Here is a 19,181-nt window from a genome sequence, read left to right on the forward strand (position 1 = left end):
ACCTTATATAAACTATCTTATTTAATAAGAAAGAATTATGATAAAAACGTATATATATGTTGATAATTGAATTTTACACTACTTTACTATATCGATTATAATATATATACTATTATTTTATTCTAAGGAGGATACATTGGACATCTTAACTGTACAAGGCTTATTAGCGATGCTTCAAATCATCGTTATTGATATTTTATTAGCTGGTGATAATGCCATCGTTATTGGTATGGCGGCTCGCAACCTACCTGCACATTTACAGAAGAAGGCGATTTTCTGGGGCACAGCTGGCGCTATTATTTTACGTCTTGTTATGGCATTCCTATTTGTAGAGGCCTTGAACAATATTCCTGCTCTTCGTTTAGTTGGTGGTATCCTTCTTTTATGGATCGGTTACAAGCTTGTTGTTGATGATGATAGCGAGCACAATATCGAGGCTAAAGATAACTTGCGCGCTGCTATCATGACCATTGTTATTGCAGATGGAATTATGGGTATTGATAATGTTATTGGTGTAGTTGGTGCCGCTAGTGGCAATATGACATTAGTTGCTGTCGGTATGCTTATTACAGTACCTATTATCATTTATGGTAGTACTTTATTTGTAAAAGTTATCGAACGCTTTCCAATTATCCTTTACGTTGGTGGCGGTATCCTTGCCTGGGTGGGTGCAGCAATGAGTGTGGAAGATAAATTAATTTCACATACCGTAGCACCGTATGCATTACTCATTAAAATTGGTGCTGTTATTTTCGTAGTAGGGGCATCTTTGTTAGCTAAGAAACTTAAAAAATAATGTAATATATCTCTTCTTCTAGTCGTAGGAGGAGAGATATTTTTTTTTCGTAAAAGTATAGTCATTATAAAGACCCTTATAGGCTAAAATTAAGAATAATTGTGGTAGTCTAAGAGCTTTCTTTTAGATGAGAAAATAGAGAATTTGTGGTATAGTTAAGGGATAGTTATAGAATTAGCAGAGTGAATTGAGGTAAGTATAGAATGGAATTTTTAGAAGCTGCAACGTGGATAACGATTAGTAAAATTATTTTGATCGATATTTTATTGGCAGGAGATAACGCCGTTGTTATTGGTATGGCAGCGGGTAAATTGGCACCAGAATTACAAAAGAAAGCCGTTATCTGGGGTACAGTAGGGGCTATTGGAATGCGCCTTCTATTTGCTACTCTTTTAGTGGAAGCACTTACTTTAATTCCTCTTATTCACTTAGGTGGTGGCCTTGTACTTATATGGATTGCCATTCAACTCTTAAAAGGTGGAGATGAAGATGCACATATTGAAGCTAAGAATTCCTTAATGGGAGCCATTTGGACAATCATTGTGGCTGATGCGATGATGAGTATCGATAATGTAATTGGCGTAGTTGGTGCCGCTAAAGGACATTTAGAGCTCGTTATTGTTGGTATGTTAATCACTGTTCCAATCATTGTATTCTGCTCTACACTATTTGCTCGTATCATTAATAAGTTTCCTGTCATCCTTTGGGCTGGTGGTGCTTTATTAGGTTGGGTTGCTGGTGAAATGATTGTGGAAGATCCACTTCTTATGCCATATATTCAAGGTGAAGAATTACTCGTGAAATTTGGCACTGTATTCTTTGTACTTATCGTAACTGGCATGATTAAAATTTGGAAGAAAAGAGACTCGTAATGAACGGTACAAGTCGTACATCTCGTAAGAATAAATTTAAAGTTAAACAACAGAATAAAAATCGTTCTAATGGGCAACAGAATTCCAATCATTATAATGGACAACAAAATACCAGCACTTCTATATCTAAAAAACAACAAGCTATGTTGAATGCTCCTGTTAAACTTGGGGAGGAAGTATTAGTTACCATTCACGGTATTGGCAGTAGTGGCGAAGGGGTAGGTCGCGTAGAGGACTTTACAGTGTTTGTTCCCTTTACCTTACCTGGAGAAACGGTGAAAGTATCTATTACTATGGTGAAAAAAACGTATGCTACAGGACGCTTATTAGAAATTGTCACCATTGCTCCTAATCGTATCGATCCACACTGTGATCTCTATGGCTTTTGTGGTGGATGTCAGTTGCAACATATTACCTATGAAGGCCAGCTTTCACTAAAAACACAAAAGGTGAAGGACGTTATCGAACGCATTGCTCATCAAAATCCAGATCTTGTTAAACCTACTCTAGGACCTAAAAATCCCTGGGCATATCGCAATAAGATGCAAATGCCTGTAGGCGGTACTAAAGGTGATATCCAAATGGGATTCTATGCGATGGGATCTCACGATATCGTGCAAGGTACGAATTGTCCTATACAAGATGAGGGCAATAATATCATTGCTCAAGCATGTTATCAAATTGCTAAAGAATTTGATATCGAACCGTATGATGAACATACTGGTAAGGGTGTACTACGTCATGTTATCGGTCGTATCGGACAATCTGGATGGATGATTATCCTTGTAACCGCGACAGAACACTTGCCACATCAAGAGAAGTGGGTTGAAAAATTAACTGAACGAGTTCCCCAAGTGGAAACCATCGTTCATAACGTAAATGGGAAGCGTACTAATGTTATATTAGGGCCTAAAAATAGTGTTCTCTATGGGGATGGAACGATTACAGACCATATCAAAGATTTACGATTTACCTTATCTCCACATTCCTTTTTCCAAGTTAATCCTGAACAAACTACGGTGCTTTATGATCAAGCACTAGCGTATGCAGACCTAAAAGGAACCGAAATCGTTATCGATGCGTATTGTGGTACGGGTACTATTTCATTATTCCTTGCGTATAAAGCAAAACATGTTATCGGTATAGAAATCGTAGAACCAGCTATTACCAATGCTCGTGAAAATGCCCGACGCAATGGCTATGATAATACAGAGTTTATCGTCGCCGATGCGGCCGTAGAAATTCCAAAACTCTATAAAGCAGGCGTACGACCTGACGTTATCGTATTCGATCCAATTCGCGCAGGCTGTAAAGAAGAAGTACTAACCTCTGCAGCTAGCATGGAACCAAAACGCATTGTCTACGTATCTTGTAACCCTGCAACCATGGCACGAGACATTGAAATCCTCACACACTACGGCTATGAACTCAAAGAAGTACAACCTGTAGACATGTTCCCTATGACAGCGCATGTCGAAGCAGTGGCTTTGCTCACTAGGAGTAAAGCGACGCAGTGAGTGATAGCACCGCCCATGTGATAGGCGTCCAAGAACACGAGACGAAGACGAAGTGTGATGAACTATAATTCTAGATTTTGCTTTATGAGGAATAATATGGAGTTTATATATGATAAAAAGAGTAACATCCTTTTCAGTCTTTATGGTAGTAAAGTAAATGGAATCAGAATTCATAATAAAACATTAACATTAACAGTTGACGAAATGTATCAATTGGTTGACGGTGAGGAAAGAGTATTTTCTGGTGAAATATCTTTTAAAGACTGTGATGTGGACTTGTGTAAGGTACTAATATTTAACAAAACGTTAGGCGAAGGTAGATTTTATGGCAAGTCCATTTGTTTACATGAATTTATGAATGAGTATGTAGACTCAGAATTTGAAATAATTACTGAAGGCTATTTTGCCAATACAACTACATATACAGTCTGGCTTTGGGTCGATGAAAAATCTCCAGTATCCGCCATTATGTATATTTGGAATAGCGGGGACATGGTGTATCGTATAAAAAAATAAACTCTATTTTTTACAGATAAAATTATGCTGGATATAGGGAAGAGAAAGATTGATATAGGTATTTGGAGCGTAGAGCAAGCCAGTATTAACGTTCGTGAGAACTCACGACATAATAGCTTTGCACACTAGAAACAAAAAGATAAAATAATACCTTGTTTTATAAGTTTATGGAGTGATCTATATATGGTATGGCTGAATCCCACGGATTATAAAAAGCAAGAGTATATGGTATTAAGGCTTAATGCACCGTTAGGTGAGCACATACGATTAGACTTTAATCCTTTAAAAATTAATGATATTTCTAATTCTTCACCAAGCTGGAAGAATTGGCACTGTTATAGAAAGCCATTACGTGTTTATAGTCCAGATTTTGATATCTTAGTTTCTTATTTTAATAAAGTATATCCTATTATAGATGCATCAGATAATTTGGTAAGAGAGAGATTTGATGTTTGCTTTGATAATTGGATTAAGCAAGACGACTGGGTTAAATTTATTAATAATATTGAAGCTGATCTTATAAACTTTAGTAAATTAGAGCAAGAGTTTTTAAACACATGTATTGCTTGGATTAAGGAAGCACTTCAACATACATCTGTTATAGTAGTTGAGGGAAATCTATAAAATAATTAACCGTATAATAGTGGGGGAGTACTTTTATAATCATGAAACCTAGAGAGTTATGTGAAAAAGCTTGGCAAGAGATTGCAAGTAAATTCCCAGATTTTAAGGTAGTTAGTAAAGGTCAGAAGTTAAAGAAATTATCTAAAAATAAAGACCTTACTTTTGAGATATACTTTCAGGCCAATAGAAATAACTATGCATATAGCGTAGAATTTGTTCCACATATTGCAATCTACTCTAAATCCATGACAAAAGCTAAAATTCATAACGGTTTTGTTTATGGCGGAGAATTGGGGCGTTTGTTAAATCGAAATGAATGGCACTGGTATCAATTAGCAGGTGCAAGTTATCAATATACGGTCGATGAAGTTAGTAAATTGCTCGAAGAACATATCATACCATTATTTGAGGCTTTTGAAGATATTGAACGCAATATTGAAAAGCTTATAGATGGAGATTTAATCAATCATAATCTACTGTATTATATTTATCATTTTGGTGGAAAAGCCAAAGCGCAACAGTATTTTAATAAAATAATTCAAAAGGATAAGTTAAAAACTAGATATATTGGCTTTTATAATCAGTTGAAAGACATGCCAAAAGAAAATATTTCATTAGATAAAAGTGAGTTTTATGGCTCTGCTATGATTAAATTTGCATATCTTAATGGAATTGAAATAGAAAAATAATAATTAAGGCCTTCGCTTATTGATATGTACCCCCTTTACTGGACAACCAGTAAAGGGGGTATTTTCATGAGATATAGTTATGAATTTAAAAGAAAAGCAATTGAATTATTCTATCAAGGTAAATAGCCCAAGACACTTAACGGTGTGAGGACAGATACATTTCATAATCTAATAAGAGACTGGGTTAAATTAGAACGACTTCATGGTTCGGACATTAATAAATGTCGAAGGACTAATAAGTATTGGTCTTCAGAAGAAAAATATGAGTTGGTATGCCAAGCTCTTTCTGGTCAAGGGTTAAGATCAGTAGCTATTACTATTACAACAACAGAAGGATCTAGAAAAAAACAAAATGGATGCCCCCTGTAAAATACAGGGAAGCATCCATGTGTTTAGGCTAGTAAATAATATGTGTCCAGGAAAATGGGTACATATCAATATGCGAAGGGCTTTTACGTCGTATTTAAATATTGGTAGATATAAGTTACTAAAGAATATTAATTAATATTTCTAAAAAAAGATCACTAGAATTTAAATTTCATACTTGCAGAGTAAGTACGTCCTGCTGTGGCTTCGTCATTATAAAAAATGCGATTAAATACATTTTGAATACCAAGCTGTAATGTCGCCTCTTTAGACCATATATAATTCACAGCTACATTAGAAATAAAGTAGCTATCTTCTGAACCGTATTGACCGGTAATGTCATCTACAGATTGACGACGACTTACATATTGAGTATCCCAAAGGGCATTCCATTTGCCACTAGTATATTCAAGCCCTGCATGGAATATATGTTTAGGAATATCATAATTTATTTCTGTATATTCGTTAGTATTTGTATTAGGAAGTTCTTTGTGTTTAATACGGCCCATTTGCCAAGTATAATTTCCAAATACAGACCATTTTGATGATAATTTATGTCGAACTTCTAGTTCTATACCACGGCGAGTTTCTAGGTCCACATTATTATACATTTTATAATCTACATCACCATTACGATCATAATAGGTTACATATTTTATTTTGTCTTTTGTTTTAACATAGAATCCAGATACATTTAATGTTGTTTTGGTATTCCATTCTTTTTTTAGACCAATTTCAAATGAGTCAGACCGTTCTGGATCTAAGTTAGGATTGGCTTTTACAATATCACTATATCGATACACTTGACTCAATGGAGGTGGGTTAAAGGAGTGACCGTAAGAAGCATACACGTTCAAAGAGTCATTCAAATAATGTTCAATAGCCAATCTAGGACTCAATTCTGTATAGGTGCCTTCTCCATGATTTACGGTGTCATATTTTTTATTAACCTTATCATAAGTAACGTGTTGTCCATGGTACTTTTTAAATCGGTCTATACGAAGCCCTGTATAAATTGCCCAATCATTATTAGGTCGATAGGTATCTTGTATGAATAATGCTAGATTGTTAGTAGCGCCTTTGTTAATTTCATACAATCCACCTGGATATGTTGTAGAATCAAAAGAGGAATGATTTCTCCAATTTGTTAGTTCTCTTCGTTTTTGATCAAAATTTTCTTTTTTCCAGTTTAATCCAGCAACAAGACTATGTTTACCCATACGGTCCCATATTTTTTGTGCATCTAAGTTAATTGTTTTTCCAGGGTAGAAGGAGTCATCGCCAGGTCCATTATAGTTTGGTGTGTTTGGACTATTAGGGCTAGAGAATCCGTCTTTCTTGCGATCCAATACATTAAAAGTAACTTGTAATTTGCTCTTGTCATTTTTATATTGTAAGTTATGAGCGTGATATTCTTTCAATCCATCATAGCCTAAATATCTACTTGTTCTAAGAGCCACATATTTTTGATCATTTATTTTGATGTTTCCTGAGAAAACTGGTTTACCATTTACCGTAATCGTACTCATAGGATTTTCATAGGCATATCTATTTTTTGTGTATAGATATGAATATGTTAAAGATTCCCTGTCACGTAGATTCATCGTTATATAGGTGGAAAGACTTTTATTATTATATGACTTATTACCACGACTACCTAATAGGTAGGCACCATCTTTGGTTTGTGGTACAGGATTATCAGGTGTAACTGTTTTTGTATTAGGTTTAATTTTTGTTGCTTTGCCAGTAATGAAGAAACCTGGATATCCATCAGTACGTCTTTGTTCAAAAGACATACCAACAGCAACACGATCTGATACACGAGCGTCAAAGCCTAACTCGTTATTCAGTGTTCCATGAGAGCCATATCCAATTTGACCATGCCAATGAATGTCTTTTACGGATTTTTTTGGGTCTGATTGTTTCGTTTGTATGCTGATAACACCTGCTACACCTCTACCACCATATAAAGAAGAGCTAGGACCACGTACTAACTCAATTCGTTCAATTGAATGTACCGGTATAGCTTCCCAATCAACACTATTATTAAATGTATTATTCATTGGTACACCATTAAGTAGTACTAATGTATTGGTAGAGTCAAATCCACGGATTTGTAAGCCGCCATTGGCTTTTTGGCTTTTATAAACACCAGGCAACATTTGTAGAGCATCTGCTACAGTATCAGCTCTTCGTGCTTCAATATCTTCCGCTGTTACAACAGAAACAGAACTAGGTGTTTTTACAATGTCTTCCATTGTTCTTGTAGCGGTCACAGTCACATTATAAGTTGGTAATGTCACAGGTTCATCTGTTACATTCTTGTCAATCGCATTTACAACTTGACCACTCATAGCCGTTAAAATCATGGAAAATAATAGAGCTTTCGATGTAATGGTTTGATTCCAAGCGCTGTTTTTTTTCTCATATTTACTGTTTCTCATACACACAACCCTTTTTAAAAATAAATAAAAATACACTATTTTAAGTATAGCATTGGAATATGTTTCTGAATATTATCATATTATGAATACTACTTATATTAATATGAATATTACTAATAGGCTTGTAGAGATATGTAAGTAGGTTAAAGAGTTTAATCCATCTTTTATTGATTATGTGTTTTTCTAATATATTTGAGGTGATTATTATGGCAGTGTCTAATATGAGAGCTACATTACTATATCCAATAGAAGTAGTGTGGGATACAGTGACGAATCTAAATGATTTTTCCTGGAGAAGTGATTTAAAAGATGTAAGAATTATAGATGAGAATAACTTTATAGAGATTACTAAGAATGGAGTTGAAACTTATTTTAGAATCACAGAATGTATCAAATACCAGTCATGGATATTTGAGATAGAAAACAAAAATATTAAGGGGACTTGGGTCGGAAAGTTCTATATGGAGGATGATAAAACGATTCTAGATTTTACAGAAAATGTTGTCTCCAAAAAACTAATATTTAAGCCCTTTATAAGTTTGTATTTGAAACGACAACAAAGAATATATTTTAAGGATTTAAAAGTGAAACTAAATTGTAAAGAAGCTAGTTTTATTTAGAGCGCACTAAATAAATATAACCATATATACTAGAAATAATATTATTTTTAGTAAAAATAAAAAAATATCATTATTATAACTTATTAATTTGGACTATTTTATCTACTATTTTTCTTAATAGTAATATATAATATAGTTGATTTGTATTATTATGTATGGTTTTGAAAGGATTGATAAGTTTCATGATTATTTTATTAGGTTTTATTGTTTTATTAGCCTGCTTAATTGTAGGTGTTAGATATGGTGGCCTAGGACTTGCTGCTATATCAGGTTTAGGTCTTGCCTTTTTTGTATTTGTAATTGGTTTGGTTCCAGGAAAACCACCTATTGATGTAATGTTGACTATTATGGCGGTTGTTACATGCTCTGGTTTTTTACAAGCTTCTAAAGGTTTAGATGTAATGCTAGTTTATGCTGAAAAACTTCTACGTAAAAATCCGAAGCAGATTACAATTTTGGCACCTATAACAACTTGGTTTTTGACTGTTCTTTGCGGTACGGGTCACGTTGTATATACAATGTTCCCAATTATTTATGATATTGCAATCAAAGAAGGTATTCGTCCAGAACGACCTATGGCTGTATCATCTATTGCTTCTCAAATGGGGGTATGTGCTTCACCGGCATCCGTTGCAGTCGTATCCGTTGTTGCTATGTTGGTAGCAGCTAACTTCCCAGCTAGTGTAGTAACAATCTTGGCAATTACAATTCCAGCTACTTTCTGTGGTGTTATTGTTGCTGGTATTTGGAGCATGCGTCGTGGCAAAGATCTTGCAAATGATCCAGACTTTCAAGAACGTATTAAAAATCCTGAGCAACGTGCGTACATTTATGAAGAAAACAAAGAAGCAAGTGTTAAAACTGAACTTCCACATACTGCATATTGGGCAACAACAATTTTTCTACTAGGTATTCTTATTATTGCTCTCTTTGGTAGTTTCCCTGAACAATTGTTACCACTTGTTCCAAATGCTAAAGGCGTATGGAAACCATTATCCATGACACCAACTATTCAAATTTCTATGCTTGTAATTGCTGCGATTATTCTTCTTGTGTGCAAGGTAAAAGTTAGTGATGTAACGAATGGTTCTGTATTTAAATCTGGTATGATTGCAGTTATCTCTGTTTATGGTGTAGCTTGGATGGCAGAAACATATTTCGGTGCTTACATTCCACAATTTAAAACTACATTGTCTGGTATCGTTGTAGCGTATCCATGGACATATGCTTTTGTGCTATTCTTGATTTCTAAACTGGTAAACTCGCAAGCGGCAGCACTTGCTATTGTAGTGCCAATGGGCCTTAGTGTTGGAGTAGATCCTCTAATTATTTTATCCTTTGTGCCAGCTTGTTATGCTTACTTTATTTTACCAACTTATCCATCAGACCTTGCATGTATTGGTTTTGACCGTTCTGGTACAACGCGCATTGGTAAGTTCGTAATTAACCACAGCTTTATACTACCTGGTTGTATTGGTGTATTCACAAGCTGTGTGGTGGGTTACTTTATTGCTCATGCAATGTTTTAAGATATATTATAAATTTATATACTATTCGATTAAAGCCCTTCGCTTATGTGAAGGGCTTTCACTATACAATCGTGCTTACAAATGTAATATAATTAGAATAAATAGTTGTATTGTAGTTAATGAGGCATATGCTATGTATTAACGGGAATGTATCCTATAAATTGGAAAGAATACTCTAAAGTTGATGATACTAATAGTGGTACTTTTATGTATCTTGTTAACACAGTAACTAAAGATAAGAAATAGAAAGTAATATACATTTATGATCATAGAAAAAGCAATTATAGAACAATATGAAGCTATTAGGGCTTTTTATCATTTCCTTATAGATGGATTACAAGACTCTATTTACGATATAGGTTGGAAAAAGGATATTTATCCTGAGCCTGAATATCTAATGTCTTCCATTACTAAGGGAGAATTATTTATAGGCTTAATTGATAATAATATTATAGTAGCTATGGTTATTAACCATGAATCAAATGAAGGGTATCAGAATATTGACTGACCCACAAAAGCCAATGTAGATGAAGTTATGGGTATTCATGCTCTTGAAGTTCGTCCTCAATAGGCTGGACATGGTTATGCTAAAGAATTAGTTGGATTTGCCATTAAATATGCTAAAGAAAATAAGCAAAAGTCAATACGTCTTGATGTCCTTAAAGGCAATGTTCCTGCTGAAAAGCTATATTCTAGTATGAGCTTTAAGTATATTTGTACATTACCCATGTATTATGAAGATACAGGTTTAACGGATTATGAGATATACGAACTTAGTTTATAAGATGTATTAAATGTAATTAGTGATAATCATTTTAAAAATATTATTTTGGGGAGAGAGCTATGATACATATGATAGATACTTTTGAGAAAACATATACAGATTGGTCCATTGATGTAGGTGACTATAAGTATGAAGGGATTACCTTGAATGAGGTTGAGCAAAATTTATATGCTATTGAGGATCAAGAGCAAGATTTTGTAGTCATATCACCATCAAATGCAATCTCAATAGATACTAAAAAGTATAACTTTGTACAAGTTTGTAGTGATCAAGATACCGATGTATTACATATAGAGCTTAGTGTAACTAATGATGGTGAGCAGGGCGCTATTATATATGGTAAAAATGAGCTGGGACATCAAAAGACATTCCAGATCATAGAAGAATTTATTGCACATCATAAGGCTCCATCATTAGATGATTGGAAAGTCGTACTAGATTTAAGACCGAAGATGGAAAGCTATGTAAAGGGTACAAACGATGACTAATCCTGTAATGTATGATGAACAGTTAAGGCAATATACCATATCCTACGAAGGAATACAGTTTTGCTGGGATGAGAAACCAACAGATACTAATTTAGATACGGCAAAGCTATTAGCTGTTAATTACCATAAAAATATAGATGCAATTGTAACTTTCATTTATAACGAAATACAAGATTGGTATGGGGATGTAACTATTGATGACGTGAAAACACGCATTGGTATGCCTATTATTGAACCAGAACGTGATGCTGTGACCTATTGCGAGCAAACCTTTGATGATACCCATATCTTTTCTTTTACATTTTGGGATGATGAATTCAAAGATTTACATTATTTTGCCATAGATGGATGATATATTTTCCATGATTTTGCTAGTATGACTTATATGTGGAGTCTATTATGTTATATACACCTAATAACATTTTGTATAAGTATATTCGCTATCGATTTAGACGGATTCAGATTCAGTACAATATGTTATATGATATAGCACCAGAGGAACAAGATGAGATTTGTCGTAATCTATTAAATAAGCGAGCGAAGATATTAATTCCCGTTGGCATATTATATTTTTTGCTTTTTGGGGTTATCTTCGCTTGGCTAGTAGGAACAAGTGAGGAGTTAAATCCGTTAATGCAATGGGAATTAAGAGTCATAGACTATGTGATACCCATTTTAAATACCATAGATATTAAGTGGTATGCATATCCTCTAGATCTATTATGGGTAGCAATTATATTAGCGCCTATAGCGATTATAAATGCATCTCCTTATATCATTTTTTCTTATATTGTAGATACCATATTGATACGACATGAGGCAAAAGCTTTAATCAAAACTTATTCTATAAATGAGTAATTAAGAATTTAGATTATATCGGTTTAAACTAGGAGAGGGTATTATGAGTAATCTGAAAGATTTTAATTGGACCGGATTTTGGAACGATGTTGACTATGCATTTGAATCCTATATAGGTAAACCTGTTACTGATGAGGATATTAAAGCAGCTGAAGCAAATCTAGGGTATACATTGCCTGCAGCATATATTGAGCTACTTAAAAACCATAATGGTGGTGTAGTAAAGAAAAATTGTTTTATTGAAGATTTTATTAAAGAATATGGATTTTCAGTAGTTGAATGGAATTGTGCAAGTATTTACGCAGGAAAAGTGCCGGATATTTTATCATAATGTTGAGGGCAATATTGGAAAAGGAGCTTGCGGAAAAGGATAACCAATTCCCGTTTGTTGGGCTGATTTTCAAAGGCGGATAAGGTGAACAAAAGATAATTCATCGTATTGATTGGAGAAAGCATATGGAATTAACAAAAGCAGAGATTAAATTACTAAGAAAAGCTTATAGCGTTATGGCTGACACGCACAGCAAATATCACCCGGAGTCCGAAAAAGACATATCTGAGTTTGAAAACAAATTCGAACCAATTCCGTCAGAATATCGATATTTACTCAAGGAATTTGGTGGCTGCCATTTTGTTGATCCATGGATTTTCACTTTAGAGGAATTAGGTTGTGTATACCCTGCTTTTATTGCAAACTATAGCGACGACGAAGAAAGCAACATATCAAATAATACTGTTTTTCCTATTGGCGGTTTAGGTGATGGAAGTTTAGTTTGTATTTTAAAGGAAACAGACAAAATTGTTGTTTTGCCACATGATGTATATGTGACATCGGTTGATGATTTAGAAATTATTGCAGAAAGTTTTAAGGAGTTAGTTTTTGGTTTAGCGGAACAGGGTATTGAGCTTGACAACCAAATTAAATAGCCAATAATGGACATTCGTGAAGTTCTTATTGATATAATGTGTACTTGCTAACTTGAATTTGTTGAGGAGACGGTTGTATTAATGACAAGGGAATAGACCGAAGTCCTTAATTACGAATGCTTTATGCGATAGCATTTCTGTAACAGCGAATCTTGGACATCAACAGCTAATGATAGTGAAGAAATCTTAGCTACTACACTTGATCATGAACTTATCGCAAAGTTTGCTAAAGAGTTTATGGAATTATATAATGGTATTTATTTTTAAGCAAAGAGAAATCAAAATTTATGGAGATAATTTCATTAGAAATTTAATGAAACTCTCGGTTTATTTGGAGAAAAGATGTAATGAATTCAGATATGAGAAAATATGCAGATATAAAAGATATAATTGAATATGGGTTAAATAATATTTCTGATAAGGAAAAAATAACAATGAGCCTGAAAGACTTTCTATACATTAGACGAGTTTTAGAGGAATATATGCGTTATCTACATAATCCTGATCATTATCCCGATATAGAAGCAATTCAAAATTTTTTAGGTGATATTTCTTCGGGAGGAGGATTTGAATGTTTAAGCACAGCTATTTATAAAAAAGTATATAAAGTTGATTTGCCATCGAAGATTGAGAAAATGATTGATGATGGTGTATTTGAACACCCTCTTTATCCCAGTTACTATAAGGAAAACGAATAAGTAATAATTGTATAATATTGAAATGGTACAAAATATAAATTTATGTGGATACGTAAATTTGAAGTTGTAGGGGACTAATGATAATTTTCACACCACATTAAGGAGGTTGAGATGAAAAATATAACAAAGCTGATTACGAAAAGGTAGCAGAACATATCTATAAAACGTATGACGATTTTATGAAAATTGATTGCTTTGTTACTTCATTAAAATTTGTTCAAGAACCAGAATTAGGAGAAGGAGATAGTCCGAGGAATATTTCCCAATATCCATTGGAAGATGTTTTAGAAAAATTTTATGTGGCGATTCAGGATTTTTATGAAGATTTGAATTATACCAGTGATGAGACTTGTTATTTGGAATTTTCGGCTTCAGATATGGAGGATATACAGAAACTACTTGGAATCGTAAATAAGCATGTATACAATAAGGAAGATGGGGATTATGTAGAGCTGGTAATTGAATAGTGTATTAAAATAATTGTACATTCTTATATTGACATTTACACGTAGAGCAAGCCAGTATGAAGAATTGGCATTATTATAGAGATCCATTACGGGTTTATAGTCCAGATTTTGATATCTTAGTTTCTTATTTTAATAAAGTATATCCTCTTATAGATGCATCAGATAATTGCGAAAGAGATAGCTTTGATGTATGTTTTGATAATTGGATTAAGCAAGACGACTGGATTAAAATAATTCATAATATCGAAGTTGATCTTATAAACCTTAGGAAAGATGAACAAGAGTTTTTAAAGATATATATTGCTTGGATAAAGGAAGCACTTTAACATACATCGATTATAGTAGTTGAAGGAAATCTTTAAAAGAATCACTAGTACTTTAATGAATAGATTAAATAAGATAAAGTTTGGTAGTAAGTATATTAGTGTTAGCCCTTCGAATTTTGCGAGGGGCTTTTATGATACAAACATATATAGAAATATAATATAATTAACATAAGTAGTTAAATCATGTTGAATGAGGTATATGGTATGGGATTAACCTTAGATATTGATGAGATAATGTACCAGTTGAGTAAGTGGCGACCAATATTTCATTCAGAAGCAGATTTTCAATTTAGCTTAGCTTGGATGATTAAAGAACAATATCCGAATTGTGATATCAGACTAGAGTTTGTACCTGAATTTAATCCTAATTTACATCTTGATATTCTTGTAATAGTAGATGGTAAATGGATTCCTATTGAGCTTAAATATACGACAAAAAAATGTATTAAAACTATAAATGATGAAGTGTATGTGTTGAAGGAGCAAGGTGCTAAGGATCAAGGTTGTTATAACTATTTAAAAGATATAATGCGTATAGAGGAATTTAGAGATAAGAGTGATAAATTTATTGAAGGTTATACGATTAAGATAACTAGTGAGATGTCTTATTTAAAACCTCCCATAAAAGCAAATTGTACATACGCTGAATTTTCTATTAATGATGGTTCTATTAAAACTGGATGCATGAATTGGTCCGATAATACAGGGAAAGGAACAATGCGGGGAATGGAAGCGCCTATAGTATTAACTGGTATGTATCCTATAAATTGGAAAGAATATTCTAAAGTTGATGATACTAATAGTGGTACTTTTATGTATCTTGTAAATACGATTAGTAAATAAAATTAGGAGATATATTATGTTTAAACCAATTCGCAAAAAGATAAATGAAATAGATCGCACTGCTACAGAAGCTTCATTACAATCTAATCGTCGAGGTATTCTAGCCATGAATGGTAAACAAGTACAAGAGAAATAATAGATTAGCCCTTCGCTTATGCGAAGGGCTTTTACTATACACTCATACTTATAAATGTAATATAATGTAATTAGTGATAATCATTTTAAAAATATTATTTTACGGAGAGAGCTATGATACAGATAAAAGATTTAGGTACATTTGAATCTGTGCCTGATATAGTAACAGATATTGTAAAAGGAAATATTATAGCTTTAGAAAACGCATTAGTAGATGGTTGGCATATTCATAAACCTATACAATTGGATAATTGTAGTGAGTATTCCCCTCTAGAATTGGCGTTAGTAATGAATTGTTTACCAAGTGTTCAATGGTTAGTTGAACATGGTGCAGATCTAAATGAAGAAGAAAATCCAAGTTTCTTATTAGCCGTGCGATATGGAACAAAAGAGATTATCGAATACATTGTCGCACATGGGGCCAATATACATGCTTTAAATTGTGTGAAAGTAGATGCTTTTCAGGCTGCCTTATATGGTAAGCAATATAAGCACTTACAGATAATTCATGACTTAGGCCATACAGTTCAGAAATATGGTAGTCCAGCTTTTAGAAATGCTATTACAGATAGAAATTATGAGGTCCTAGATTTTTTTATCAATCATGGTGTAGATATTAATTACAATAAACCAGATTCTGTATATCCTTTTAAGCCAACTCCACTATGTGTAGCTGCTCGGTACGTAGATTTAAAAATGTGTAAATACTTGGTAGAATATGGCGCTGATGTGACTATTACGGAAAAGGATGGCATGCGTCCCTATAGCATTGCTGTTGAAAAGGGCGATATGGAAATGGCTGAGTATTTTAAAAATCTAGAGCCAGTTGAGTACCATGATATACAAAATAAAATGAATCAATTGAAACCTTTTAAACTACCAAAGGCGTTAGTATTATTTTTAGAGGGAGATAATCTCTACTTTGAATTGCCAGATTCTGATTTTATATCCATAGAATTTTTCCCTCTAATTGATACAATTCCATTTAAAGTAGGCCGCCGTAACCTATTGCGTTTATCTAAAGAGCTAGGCGAGTATAATGATTGGCAAATTGTATGGGATCCTAGGTCTAAAAAGATCGGTTGTTATGATATAGAGCATCAAGAGTTACGAGAACTTTGCAGGTTTGATGAGTTTATAGCAGATATGGCAGGTCAATTAGAAACCTTATTCTAATGTATATTGTAAAGTTGAGGAGATACATATGGCAGATGCAGTTGAGAAAACTTATACAGGCTGGTCAATTGATGTAGGTGACTATAAGTATGAAGGAATTACCTTGAATGAGGTTGAGCAAAATCTCTACGCTATTGAGGATCAAGAGCAAGATTTTGTAGTCATATCACCATCAAATGTAATCTCAATAGATACTAAAAAGTATAACTTTGTACAAGTTTGTAGTGATCAAGATACCGATTTATTACATATAGAGCTTAGTGTAACTAATGATGGTGAGCAGGGCGCTATTATATATGGTAAAAATGAGCTGGGACATCAAGAGACATTCCAGATCATAGAAGAATTTATTGCACATCATAAGGTACCATCGTTAGATGATTGGGAAATCGTGTTAGATTTAAGACCTGAGATGGAAAGCCTGTAAAGGATACTGTGGAGCTTATTATGCTATATACACCGAATAACCTTTTGTATAAGTATATTCGCTATCGATTTAGACGGATTCAGATTCAGTGCAATATGTTATATGAAATAGAACCAGAGGAAGAAGATGAGATTTGTCGTAATCTATTAAAAAAGAGAGCGAAGATATTAATTCCAGTTGGTATATTATATTTTTGGCTTTTTGGGGTTATCTTCGCTTGGCTAGTAGGAACAAGTGAGGAGTTAAATCCGTTAATGCAATGGGAATTAAGAGTCATAGACTATGTGATACCCATTTTAAATACCATAGATATTAAGTGGTATGCATATCCTCTAGATCTATTATGGGTAGCAATTATATTAGCGCCTATAGCGATTATAAATGCATCTCCTTATATCATTTTTTCTTATATTGTAGATACCATATTGATACGACATGAGGTAAAAGCTTTAATCAAAACTTATTCTATAAATGAGTAATTAAGAATTTAGATTATATCGGTTTAAACTAGGAGAGGGTATTATGAGTAATCTGAAAGACTTTGATTGGACTGGATTTTGGAACGATGTTGACTATGCATTTGAATCCTATATTGGTAAACCGGTTACTGATGAGGATATTAAAGCAGCTGAAGCAGAATTAGGTTATACATTGCCTGCTGCATATATTGAGCTACTTAAAAACCATAATGGTGGTGTAGTAAAGAAAAATTGTTTTATTAATGATGATGACGATTGTGTATATATAACAGGAATATATGGCATCGATAGAGATAAAAAATACTCTCTTTTAGGTGAGATGGGGAATGAATTTTGGATTTCGAAAGTAAAATATCCCCCTATCGGTGTCGTTGTAGCCGATACGATTTCTGGTGGTCACGATATGATTTTCCTTGATTATCGTGACTGTGGTCCTACCGGTGAACCTAAGGTTGTACGTGTAGACCAAGAAGGTGATTATTCAATTACTCTCTTAGCAGATAATTTTGGTGACTTTATTAAGAACTTATATATCAGTATAGAAGAAATTACGGATGAAGAGTTTCAATCGTTAAGTGATGCGGAAAAGGTTAAGCTCCTTAATGAACAAGAGGGCATTGATATCAAGCGTGCGATGGAACTGTTAACTAATATGGGTATCGATAATTTGTCTCCTATACTATTAAGCACCTTAGGACGTATGTATAACAATAATGGCCGCGCAGCAGAGGCTATTGATTTATTTAATCGTATTGATGAGGCATATCGCGATTGGTCTTGGTATTATCGTTGTGGCTATGCTCATGCATTTTTGGGATGTGGTGAAAGCTACGAATCTGAACATGTGCAGCAAGCATTACAGTTAATAGAAGCAGGTATGAAAATGGCGAAAGAGTCCCATTTAGATAAACAGTTGGGCTGGTGTTGCGAAGTTGTAAAATACTTATTAACTCAAATCAAGCCAAAAGATTACAAGGAGGATTACCCTGTGATTTTTGATACCATTAAGAATCTCTTTGATAAGAAAAATAGTAAAATTACTACAGAAGGTAAAGCTATTGGAGACATTAATGAACGCGAAGAGGATAACTATCCTACATATGATGTAGTGCATTGGGTATTTAATAAGCAAACATATAGCAGAGAAGAGTTTACCAAAGAATACAATGAAAATGTAAAGAAATATGTAGATGATGAAGCAGATGACGACGATAGATTAGAAGAACCTGAAATTCTAGTAACCTATGAAGCTTGGATTGAAAGTGATGACCAACTTTTTGATAATGAACATGTTACCGACGAAGAATTGCTGGAAGAAGATAAAGAAGATGGTATGTGGCAGGTAGAAATTATGGCTCATCTTGTAGCGGATAATGGTACATATTTTACTAGAGAAGAATTGCTTTTTAAATTACACAATTTAATGGCCAATAAAGAATTAGGAGATCACGTATTCTTTGAAGGTATTGAATACGAAGGTCATGAATGTGAAGGGTACGGACTTATAGATAATGAAGATGGTATACCTGTATTCTTTATTGTTTGTGGTAGCTAGTTAGTATAGAACATTATAAGACGATAATAGATTAGCCCTTCGCTA

The 19,181-nt window shown here is 33.7% G+C and carries 23 protein-coding genes and 1 pseudogene; 23 read left to right on the plus strand and 1 reads right to left on the minus strand.

What is annotated here, in order from left to right; translation table 11 throughout:
* Positions 1-136 precede the first annotated feature (136 nt).
* The 6 genes from VPAR_RS03605 (at position 137) to VPAR_RS03630 (ending at position 5,014) form a co-directional block, all read left to right on the plus strand.
* Positions 137-796, plus strand: a complete 660-nt coding sequence (locus tag VPAR_RS03605; protein WP_012864195.1) for a TerC family protein — start codon at positions 137-139, stop codon at positions 794-796.
* A gap of 203 nt (positions 797-999) precedes the next feature.
* Positions 1,000-1,668 carry a TerC family protein gene (locus VPAR_RS03610; RefSeq protein ID WP_012864196.1) on the plus strand — a complete coding sequence of 223 codons (669 nt, stop codon included), beginning with the start codon at positions 1,000-1,002 and terminating at the stop codon, positions 1,666-1,668.
* Entirely contained in the window at positions 1,668-3,185 is a 1,518-nt protein-coding gene (gene rlmD, locus VPAR_RS03615) for a 23S rRNA (uracil(1939)-C(5))-methyltransferase RlmD (protein ID WP_042466731.1), read from the plus strand. Before VPAR_RS03610 ends, rlmD begins: the two co-directional genes overlap by 1 nt.
* A 96-nt stretch (positions 3,186-3,281) precedes the next feature.
* A complete protein-coding gene (locus VPAR_RS03620; RefSeq protein WP_012864198.1) occupies positions 3,282-3,701 on the plus strand; it encodes a hypothetical protein in 420 nt (139 codons plus the stop codon).
* Positions 3,702-3,884: 183 nt separating this feature from the next.
* The gene (locus VPAR_RS03625; RefSeq protein ID WP_012864199.1) at positions 3,885-4,325 is read left to right on the plus strand and encodes a hypothetical protein; all 441 of its coding nucleotides are present in this window, start codon (positions 3,885-3,887) and stop codon (positions 4,323-4,325) included.
* Positions 4,326-4,366: 41 nt separating this feature from the next.
* Positions 4,367-5,014, plus strand: coding sequence for a DUF4304 domain-containing protein (locus VPAR_RS03630; protein WP_012864200.1), 648 nt, complete (start codon positions 4,367-4,369; stop codon positions 5,012-5,014).
* 524 nt (positions 5,015-5,538) lie between these two features.
* On the opposite strand, the gene VPAR_RS03635 is transcribed toward VPAR_RS03630, so the two are convergent.
* Complete coding sequence (locus VPAR_RS03635; RefSeq protein ID WP_012864201.1) at positions 5,539-7,824, minus strand: TonB-dependent receptor; 2,286 nt, start codon at positions 7,822-7,824, stop codon at positions 5,539-5,541.
* 206 nt (positions 7,825-8,030) lie between these two features.
* On the opposite strand from VPAR_RS03635, the gene VPAR_RS03640 reads away from it, so the two are divergent.
* The 17 genes and pseudogenes from VPAR_RS03640 (at position 8,031) to VPAR_RS03715 (ending at position 19,136) form a co-directional block, all read left to right on the plus strand.
* Positions 8,031-8,444, plus strand: coding sequence for a hypothetical protein (locus tag VPAR_RS03640; protein WP_012864202.1), 414 nt, complete (start codon positions 8,031-8,033; stop codon positions 8,442-8,444).
* Between the two features lie 182 nt (positions 8,445-8,626).
* Complete coding sequence (locus VPAR_RS03645; RefSeq protein ID WP_004693486.1) at positions 8,627-9,973, plus strand: anaerobic C4-dicarboxylate transporter; 1,347 nt, start codon at positions 8,627-8,629, stop codon at positions 9,971-9,973.
* A gap of 262 nt (positions 9,974-10,235) precedes the next feature.
* On the plus strand, positions 10,236-10,481 hold the full coding sequence (locus tag VPAR_RS09580) for a hypothetical protein (protein ID WP_021148019.1): 246 nt from the start codon (positions 10,236-10,238) through the stop codon (positions 10,479-10,481).
* Positions 10,482-10,559: 78 nt separating this feature from the next.
* A pseudogene (locus tag VPAR_RS09760) lies at positions 10,560-10,757 on the plus strand (GNAT family N-acetyltransferase); the annotation flags it as partial.
* A 68-nt stretch (positions 10,758-10,825) separates the two neighbouring features.
* Positions 10,826-11,245, plus strand: coding sequence for a bacteriocin (locus VPAR_RS03655; protein ID WP_042466892.1), 420 nt, complete (start codon positions 10,826-10,828; stop codon positions 11,243-11,245).
* Positions 11,238-11,597, plus strand: coding sequence for a hypothetical protein (locus VPAR_RS03660; RefSeq protein WP_012864204.1), 360 nt, complete (start codon positions 11,238-11,240; stop codon positions 11,595-11,597). Before VPAR_RS03655 ends, VPAR_RS03660 begins: the two co-directional genes overlap by 8 nt.
* Positions 11,598-11,644: 47 nt before the next feature.
* Complete coding sequence (locus tag VPAR_RS03665) at positions 11,645-12,103, plus strand: hypothetical protein (RefSeq protein ID WP_012864205.1); 459 nt, start codon at positions 11,645-11,647, stop codon at positions 12,101-12,103.
* Between the two features lie 43 nt (positions 12,104-12,146).
* On the plus strand, positions 12,147-12,434 hold the full coding sequence (locus tag VPAR_RS03670; RefSeq protein ID WP_012864206.1) for an SMI1/KNR4 family protein: 288 nt from the start codon (positions 12,147-12,149) through the stop codon (positions 12,432-12,434).
* A gap of 125 nt (positions 12,435-12,559) precedes the next feature.
* Positions 12,560-13,030, plus strand: a complete 471-nt coding sequence (locus tag VPAR_RS03675; RefSeq protein WP_012864207.1) for an SMI1/KNR4 family protein — start codon at positions 12,560-12,562, stop codon at positions 13,028-13,030.
* A 347-nt stretch (positions 13,031-13,377) separates the two neighbouring features.
* Positions 13,378-13,728 carry a hypothetical protein gene (locus VPAR_RS03680; RefSeq protein WP_012864208.1) on the plus strand — a complete coding sequence of 117 codons (351 nt, stop codon included), beginning with the start codon at positions 13,378-13,380 and terminating at the stop codon, positions 13,726-13,728.
* Between the two features lie 179 nt (positions 13,729-13,907).
* Complete coding sequence (locus VPAR_RS03685; protein WP_012864209.1) at positions 13,908-14,195, plus strand: hypothetical protein; 288 nt, start codon at positions 13,908-13,910, stop codon at positions 14,193-14,195.
* Positions 14,196-14,251: 56 nt separating this feature from the next.
* The gene (locus VPAR_RS03690; RefSeq protein WP_012864210.1) at positions 14,252-14,521 is read left to right on the plus strand and encodes a hypothetical protein; all 270 of its coding nucleotides are present in this window, start codon (positions 14,252-14,254) and stop codon (positions 14,519-14,521) included.
* A 204-nt stretch (positions 14,522-14,725) separates the two neighbouring features.
* On the plus strand, positions 14,726-15,364 hold the full coding sequence (locus tag VPAR_RS03695) for a hypothetical protein (RefSeq protein WP_012864211.1): 639 nt from the start codon (positions 14,726-14,728) through the stop codon (positions 15,362-15,364).
* 249 nt (positions 15,365-15,613) lie between these two features.
* Complete coding sequence (locus VPAR_RS03700) at positions 15,614-16,675, plus strand: ankyrin repeat domain-containing protein (protein WP_012864213.1); 1,062 nt, start codon at positions 15,614-15,616, stop codon at positions 16,673-16,675.
* Between the two features lie 28 nt (positions 16,676-16,703).
* Positions 16,704-17,102 carry a glycosyltransferase family protein gene (locus VPAR_RS03705; RefSeq protein ID WP_012864214.1) on the plus strand — a complete coding sequence of 133 codons (399 nt, stop codon included), beginning with the start codon at positions 16,704-16,706 and terminating at the stop codon, positions 17,100-17,102.
* 20 nt (positions 17,103-17,122) lie between these two features.
* A complete protein-coding gene (locus tag VPAR_RS03710) occupies positions 17,123-17,581 on the plus strand; it encodes a hypothetical protein (RefSeq protein ID WP_012864215.1) in 459 nt (152 codons plus the stop codon).
* A 43-nt stretch (positions 17,582-17,624) separates the two neighbouring features.
* Positions 17,625-19,136 (plus strand): SMI1/KNR4 family protein, encoded by a 1,512-nt coding sequence (locus tag VPAR_RS03715; protein WP_012864216.1) that lies wholly within the window; start codon positions 17,625-17,627, stop codon positions 19,134-19,136.
* The last annotated feature ends 45 nt before the right edge of the window (positions 19,137-19,181 follow it).

This window comes from Veillonella parvula DSM 2008 (genome assembly GCF_000024945.1).
Taxonomy (GTDB): domain Bacteria; phylum Bacillota; class Negativicutes; order Veillonellales; family Veillonellaceae; genus Veillonella; species Veillonella parvula.